Source organism: Streptomyces katrae (assembly GCF_000966975.1).
Taxonomy (GTDB): domain Bacteria; phylum Actinomycetota; class Actinomycetes; order Streptomycetales; family Streptomycetaceae; genus Streptomyces; species Streptomyces katrae.
In genome coordinates this window covers 1-6,154 of the sequence record NZ_JZWV01000103.1, presented here as the reverse complement: position 1 = coordinate 6,154, position 6,154 = coordinate 1, and the positions used below count along the sequence as shown (strand labels likewise).

Sequence of the window (6,154 nt, the reverse complement as noted above, 5' to 3'; positions counted from 1 at the left end):
GGTACCCCCAGCGCCTCGAACGCCGGCGGGGCCGTGGTGAGCCCCGCCGCAGGCGTGGTCGTCAGGCCCCTGACGCGGCACTCGGTGTGGATCTCCACGCCGAGCCCCGCGAGGTGCTCCCGCAGCAGCGCAGCGGAATCGGCGTCCAGCTGGCGCTCCATCAGCCGCTCCGCCTGCTGGGCGAGCACCACATGGGCCCCCCGGGCCGCCAGCGCACGGGCCGCGGAGACGCCGAGGAGGCCGCCGCCGATCACCACCGCGCGTACGCCCGGACGTACGGCCGCGTCCAGGGCGAGGCAGTCGTCCATGGTGCGGAACGCGTGCACCCCCTCGGGGAGTTCCCCGCCGCCGGGCGGGAACAGCCCGCGCAGCGGCGGCAGGACCGGGTTCGAGCCGGTGGCCAGCACGAGGACGTCGTACTCCGGCGCCGTGCCGTCGTCGCAGTGCACCCGGCGGACGTCGCGGTCGATCCGTACCGCCCGCACCCCCCGCCGCAGCACCGGTCCGGGGGCCGGCAGCGCGGCCACGTCGGGGGTGTACCGGCCGGCCAGCACCTCCGCCAGCAGGACCCGGTTGTAGGGGGCGTGGGACTCCTCGCCGAGGACGGTCACCGCCGCGGCCGGTCCCAGCCGTGCGGCGAGCCGCAGGCCCGCCAGGCCGCCGCCGATCACCACCACACGCTGTTCCGAGGTCATGGAACGAGCGTGCGGGGCGGCTGTTTCCCGGCCGCATCGCTCCTGTTACCCGGACGGAACGCCGCCCTCAGCGCCCGCCCGGGCGGCCGGTGAGGGTCCGTGAACCTCAAGCTTCGCGCAACTTTCCCCGGACCGGTGGGACGTGCTCGGATCCGCTCCCTAGGGTCGGGTGCGTGCCTGACATATCAACGACCATGATCATCGTGCTGTGCGTGGCAGCCGCGGCGGCCGGCTGGATCGACGCGGTGGTGGGCGGCGGCGGACTCCTGCTCCTGCCCGCCCTGCTGCTCGGCCTCCCGCACGCCCAGCCGGCCGCCGTCCTCGGGACCAACAAGGCGGTGGCCATCGTCGGGACGGCCGGGGCCGCCGTCACCTACGTGCGCAAGACCCCCGTGGACGTGAAGCTCGCCGTACGGATCGGGCTGGCCGCGCTCGCCGGGTCGGTGGGCGGGGCCGCCCTCGCCGGCGGGATCAGCAAGGACACGATGCGGCCGCTCATCATGGGTGTGCTCGTGGTGGTCGCCGCCGTCGTGATCTTCAAGCCGGGCTTCGGTGCCGCCCCCTCCGCCTCGCCCGTCTCCCGGCAGCGGGTCCTGCTCACGATCGCCCTCGCCGGCCTGGGCATCGGCTTCTACGACGGCCTCATCGGGCCCGGCACCGGCACGTTCCTGGTGCTGGCCCTGACCGCCCTGCTCCACCTCGACCTGGTCACCGCCTCCGCCACCGCGAAGATCGTCAACTGCTGCACCAACGCCGGGGCGCTCGCGATGTTCGCCTACCAGGGGATGGTGTTCTGGCAGCTGGCCGCGCTGATGGCCGTGTTCAACCTCGCCGGGGGCATGGTCGGTGCCCGGATGGCGCTCAAGAAGGGCAGCGGGTTCGTCCGCGGCGTGCTGCTGACCGTGGTCGGCGCGCTGGTGGTCAAGCTCGGCCTGGAGCAGTGGGGCTGAGCGGGCGCGGGAACCGGTGGGCCCGCGCCCGCCCTTGCCGGATCAGGCCGCCTGCGGGGCGCGGCGCATCACCCACAGGGTGGGTCCGCCGCCGGGCAGCCGGGCCTCGCCGAGCAGGGTGAAGCCGAAGTGCTCGTAGAAGGGCACATTGGATTCCTTGGAGGACTCCAGGTAGACGGGCAGGCCCGCCGCGTCGGCCTTCGCCAGGCCCGAGCGCAGCAGCGCGGCCCCGTGCCCCTGGCCCTGGCCGGCCGGGTCGGCGCCGAGCACCGCCAGGTACCAGTGGTCCTCCGGGGGCGCGTGTTCGGCGGCCGCCAGGATGCCCTCCCGGAACACCCCCGCCCGGTCGCCGAGCACCGTGGCGAGCTCGTCCAGGGTCTCCTCGTCGGGAAGGGCGCGGCCGTCCGGCGCCACCCAGAAGGCGGCGGCCAGGCCGGTGCGCTCGCACACGCCGTGGCGGCCGTAGTGCCGGGTGAGGAGCGTCGCGAAGTACCGGACCATGCGCTCCTCGCGCGTGGCCTCGTCGGGGAAGAACCAGCACATCATCGGGTCGTCGGCGAAGGCGCGGGCCAGGCTGCGGCTGATGTCCGCGGCGTCGTCGACCGAGGCTGTCGTGGGCGTGTTCGTTATCGACATGCGGGACATTCTGCAACCCGATGATCTTGACCGGGGCGGCGGGGTGTCCGGTTTCAGTGCGTCCCGGTGAGATGGGCGAAGACGACCACGTTGCCCTGATATCCGGTGCGCGGGGAGAAACCGCCGCCACAGGTGATCACCCGCAGCTCGGCGCGCGGTGAGGGGCCGTAGACGCGGTGGTCGGGGAAGGACTTCGCGTCGTACACCTCGACCGCGTGGACGGTGAACACCGCCGTACGCCCGTCCGTGCGGGCGACCTCGATCGAGGCGCCCCGGTGCAGGGCGCCCAGGTGGTAGAAGACGGCCGGGCCGCTCGCGTTGTCCACGTGGCCGGCGATCACGGCGGTGCCCGTCGCGCCCGGGGCGGTCCCGTCCCGGTACCAGCCCGCGAGGTCGCCCCGGGCCGGAGGCGGCACCTCCAGGCTGCCGTCGCGTTCGAGGCCGAGCCCGGTGAGCGGGGCGTCCACGTGGATGGACGGGATCCGGATCCGGGTCGGCGGGGATCCGGGGAGCGGGTCGATGCTCCCGGGGTAGAGGGCCTGCGCGCTCAGGGCGTCGGCGGGGGAGGGCAGCGGCGGCCGTACGGTTTCGCCGGAACCGCTGCTGACGAGCCATACGCCGACGCACGCGGCCAGCGCCACCAGCCCGGCCCGCCCCCGGGGCCCCGGCGCGCCGGGACGCATGCCGTGGTCCTGGCGGGGGGCTCGGCGGTGGTGTCCCCGGGCGATGAGCCGGAGGGCGGGGAGGGCCCGGGATCCCGGGAAGCCGGCCATGCCTCGTACCCCCTTGTCTCGCCGTTGACAGCGGTGGCCGTCGCCCGGCCCCGCGAACGGGGGGACCTCGCGGGGCGGGCGACGGGGGGCGGTACCGGTCGGACCGCGGCCGCAGCCGCGGTGGGCGCCCGTCAGCTCCGCGTGCCGCTCGCCCGGCGACGCAGGAGCCAGGTACCGCCGACGGCGGCCGCGGCCAGCACTGCCGCTCCCGCCGTGATCTTGGCCGGGTCGGCGGCGGTGGTGGTCGTGCCACCGCCCACCCCGGTGCGCACGTGCCCCTGGGGGCCGTGCTCGGTGACGACCAGGTCGCCGGTGGCGAACTTGCCGTCGGCGCAGGTGGCGCCGATGCCGTACGTGCCGGGGCGGATGTCCCGGGCGACCTGGAACTGGCCGGCCACGACCTCCTTGTGGGTGCCCGGGGTCAGCTTGAACCGGCCCCCGCCCACGGTGGTGGCATCGCCCTCGGCATGGCTGCCCGGCCCGCAGGCCTTGGTGTTCACGGTGACCGTGGTGCCCGGTACGGCGGACTTCGGCCAGACCTCCAGTACGGCGAAGTCCCCGGGCGCGAAGGGGGGCATGCCGAGGTCCGCCGCGGCCACCGCTCCCGCGACCGGGCCGGCGAAGGCGCCGGCGGTCAGCGCGGCGGCGGTCAGCGCGTGGGCGGTCCTGCGGCGCATGGGTCACTCCAGGGGACACGGGGTCGTGTCTCGAGGAAAACCGGGCCGCCCGGCGGCCGCCTGCTGACCCGTCGTCAGATCCCGGCCGGCGTGCCCCTGGGGAGGGCATCCGCCCAGGCCAGAGGCCCTGCGCGGCCATCCGTGCACCCCCACCCCGTCCGGGTGAAAACCGGTCCGCTCAGACCTCCGGCAGGGTCACCGTCGCCGCCGCGCCCCCGTCGGCGGGGTTCCACAGGCGCACCCCGGCGCCGATCACCTGGGCCTGCCCGAAGGCGATCGTCAGCCCCAGCCCCGTGCCCTGGCCCCGCTCGGCCGCGCCGGTCATGAACCGCTGCGGCCCCTCCCGCAGCAGGCTCTCCGGGAAACCCGGCCCCTGGTCCCGGACGGTCACCTCGGCCCCGGACACCGTCACCGCAATCCGGCCCTGGCCGTGCCGACGGGCGTTGACCAGCAGGTTCGTCAGGATCCGCTCCAGCCGCCGGGCATCGGTACGCACCCACGTGCCGCCCTCCTCCGGCTCCGCGGCGCCCGACACCTCGGCCGCCACCCCCGACCGCCGCACGATCGAGACCACCAGGGGCCCCAGCGGCTGCGCCTCCAGCCGGGCCTCCTCCCGGTTCGCGTCCAGCCGGGCCACCTCCAGCAGGTCCTCCGTCAGCGTCCGCAGGGCCGCGACCCGGTCCCGCACCAGCTCCGTCGGCCGCCCCGCGGGCAGCAGCTCGGCCGCCGTGTGCAGTCCCGTCAGCGGGGTCCGCAGCTCGTGCGCCACGTCCGCCGTGAACCGCTGCTCCGCCTCCAGCCGCCGCTGCAGGCTCGCCGCCATCGTGTCGACCGCCGAGGACAGTTCGGCCACCTCGTCGCGGCTGCCCGGGGCCCCGGACGGCCCGATCCGGGCGTCCAGGTCGCCCGCGCTGATCCGCCGGGCCGTCTCGGCCGCCGCCCGCAGGTCCTTGCTCAGCCGGCTCGCCACCGCAGATCCTTGCTCAGCCGGCTCGCCATCAGGGCCCCGCCGACCGCCGCCAGCGCCACCACCCCGGTCCCGGAGGCGACCAGCTGGGCGTCCAGCTCCTCCAGCTCGGCCCGTTCCCCGGCCAGGGAGCGCCGCACCGACAGCACGTGCCCGCCGCCCACCGGCCGCGCCGCCCACACCGCCGGATCCGGACCCGAGAGGTCGAGGTAGGTGGTGCGGAGGCCGTCCAGGGCCGCCGCGCGCAGCTCCTGGGGCACCTCGGGGCAGTCGAGCCGGGCGTCGGCCTCGCCCACCTTGTCGTAGTCGAGGCGGCCCGTCAGCTCGTACACCTGCCGTACGCGGACCAGCTGCTCGGTCGCGCCCTTGCGGGCCGCGTCCGACACCTGGCGCACCCGGGCCTCGTAGATCAGGACCCCGATGGTGACCGCGACGAGCGAACAGCCGGCCGCCAGCAGCGCGGCGATCTTCCAGCGCAGCCCGAGGGCCCGCAGCAGCCGCCGGCAGCGGGCCGGCAGCCGCCTCACCGGGCGCCCCCGGCGCCGTGGTCCGCTTCCGGCGCGGACCCGCCGGAGGAGGGGGCGGGGAGGGTCTTGTTGTAGCGCCGCTCCTCGTTGACCACGGTCATCCGCTCTCCGTCCCAGCGGTAGCGGACGGCCTGCTCCGAGCCGTCGTCGGGGGCGGTGCGGATCAGCAGGTCCTGGCCCAGGGACTCGGCGGCCATCCGCCGCCCGAGGGTGAACAGGACGGGCACGATCCGCTTGCCCCGGGCCGCGTACACGGTCAGTGCGGTGCGGCCGGTCTCGGTGTCGGCGGCGACGATCAGCTCCTGCTGCCCGTCCCCCGTGAGGTCCAGGTAGACCGGCGGGCGGATCCCGGACCGGCCGGGGGAGTTGATGGTCCCCTTCTCGGCGAACAGCCGCATGCGCGGGTCGGCCTTGACGACATCGGCCGCCTTCACCGCCGTCAGCCCTCCGGCACCCACCTCGGGGGCGTCCGCCAGCGGTGCCGGCGGGGGCTGCCGGGTGCCGGTCGCCGCCCCGGGGGACTTCGGGGAGTCGTCGGCCCAGGCGGGCCACAGGGCCTGCGGCTGGGGCTGCGGGGACGCCGGGGCCACGGGCTCCCCCGCGGCCAGCCCGCCGGGTGCGGCGCAGCCCGCGAGGGCGGCGAGGGCGGCAAGGGCCGCGAGGGCCGGTGCCGCGGCGGCGGTGGGGCGGGGGGATCGCGACATGGGAACGGAACCGTGGGGGTGAGGAAAGGGGATGAATCGGACGGTAACCGGCGACCGTCACAGCGACCGGGAGATTGTGTAACAGCGGTGCGTACGGTGGGGGTGCACGGGAAAGAGGGGCCTTTCGGCCCGGCCCGGGCAGGTCCGGTGTAGTCGAAGGAGGGGCTCGTGGCATCGGTCGATCGGCCGGGATCGGGCGGCGTCCTGCCGTTCTTCGTGTACGGG

8 protein-coding genes are annotated in these 6,154 nt (G+C 75.7%); 1 reads left to right on the top strand and 7 read right to left on the bottom strand.

Annotated elements, in window-relative coordinates; translation table 11 throughout:
* A partial coding sequence (locus VR44_RS05585) for an FAD-dependent oxidoreductase (protein ID WP_045946237.1) occupies positions 1-695 on the bottom strand: 695 nt, incomplete at its 3' end.
* Positions 696-868: 173 nt separating this feature from the next.
* Here VR44_RS05585 and VR44_RS05580 point away from each other — a divergent pair.
* On the top strand, positions 869-1,645 hold the full coding sequence (locus VR44_RS05580) for a sulfite exporter TauE/SafE family protein (RefSeq protein ID WP_045946236.1): 777 nt from the start codon (positions 869-871) through the stop codon (positions 1,643-1,645).
* A 42-nt stretch (positions 1,646-1,687) separates the two neighbouring features.
* Here the strand turns inward: VR44_RS05580 and VR44_RS05575 are convergent, their stop codons facing one another.
* From VR44_RS05575 to VR44_RS05555, 6 genes are all read right to left on the bottom strand, one after another.
* Positions 1,688-2,290, bottom strand: coding sequence for a GNAT family N-acetyltransferase (locus VR44_RS05575; protein ID WP_045946235.1), 603 nt, complete (start codon positions 2,288-2,290; stop codon positions 1,688-1,690).
* Positions 2,291-2,334: 44 nt separating this feature from the next.
* A complete protein-coding gene (locus VR44_RS05570) occupies positions 2,335-2,964 on the bottom strand; it encodes a class F sortase (protein WP_045946239.1) in 630 nt (209 codons plus the stop codon).
* 221 nt (positions 2,965-3,185) lie between these two features.
* A complete protein-coding gene (locus VR44_RS05565; RefSeq protein ID WP_245691612.1) occupies positions 3,186-3,731 on the bottom strand; it encodes a hypothetical protein in 546 nt (181 codons plus the stop codon).
* 178 nt (positions 3,732-3,909) lie between these two features.
* Positions 3,910-4,701 (bottom strand): sensor histidine kinase, encoded by a 792-nt coding sequence (locus VR44_RS46320; RefSeq protein ID WP_052713478.1) that lies wholly within the window; start codon positions 4,699-4,701, stop codon positions 3,910-3,912.
* Positions 4,686-5,225, bottom strand: a complete 540-nt coding sequence (locus tag VR44_RS46315) for a hypothetical protein (protein WP_052713477.1) — start codon at positions 5,223-5,225, stop codon at positions 4,686-4,688. The genes VR44_RS46320 and VR44_RS46315 overlap by 16 nt, the downstream gene beginning before the upstream one ends.
* Entirely contained in the window at positions 5,222-5,929 is a 708-nt protein-coding gene (locus VR44_RS05555; RefSeq protein ID WP_045946234.1) for a hypothetical protein, read from the bottom strand. The genes VR44_RS46315 and VR44_RS05555 overlap by 4 nt, the downstream gene beginning before the upstream one ends.
* Between the last annotated feature and the right edge of the window lie 225 nt (positions 5,930-6,154).

Bases quoted from the DNA above. Each gene is read 5' to 3' on its own strand.
- VR44_RS05575 (WP_045946235.1), bottom strand. From the start codon at position 2,290: ATGTCCCGCATGTCGATAACGAACACGCCCACGACAGCCTCGGTCGAC.
- VR44_RS05570 (WP_045946239.1), bottom strand. From the start codon at position 2,964: ATGCGTCCCGGCGCGCCGGGGCCCCGGGGGCGGGCCGGGCTGGTGGCG.
- VR44_RS05565 (WP_245691612.1), bottom strand. From the start codon at position 3,731: ATGCGCCGCAGGACCGCCCACGCGCTGACCGCCGCCGCGCTGACCGCC.
- VR44_RS05555 (WP_045946234.1), bottom strand. From the start codon at position 5,929: ATGTCGCGATCCCCCCGCCCCACCGCCGCCGCGGCACCGGCCCTCGCG.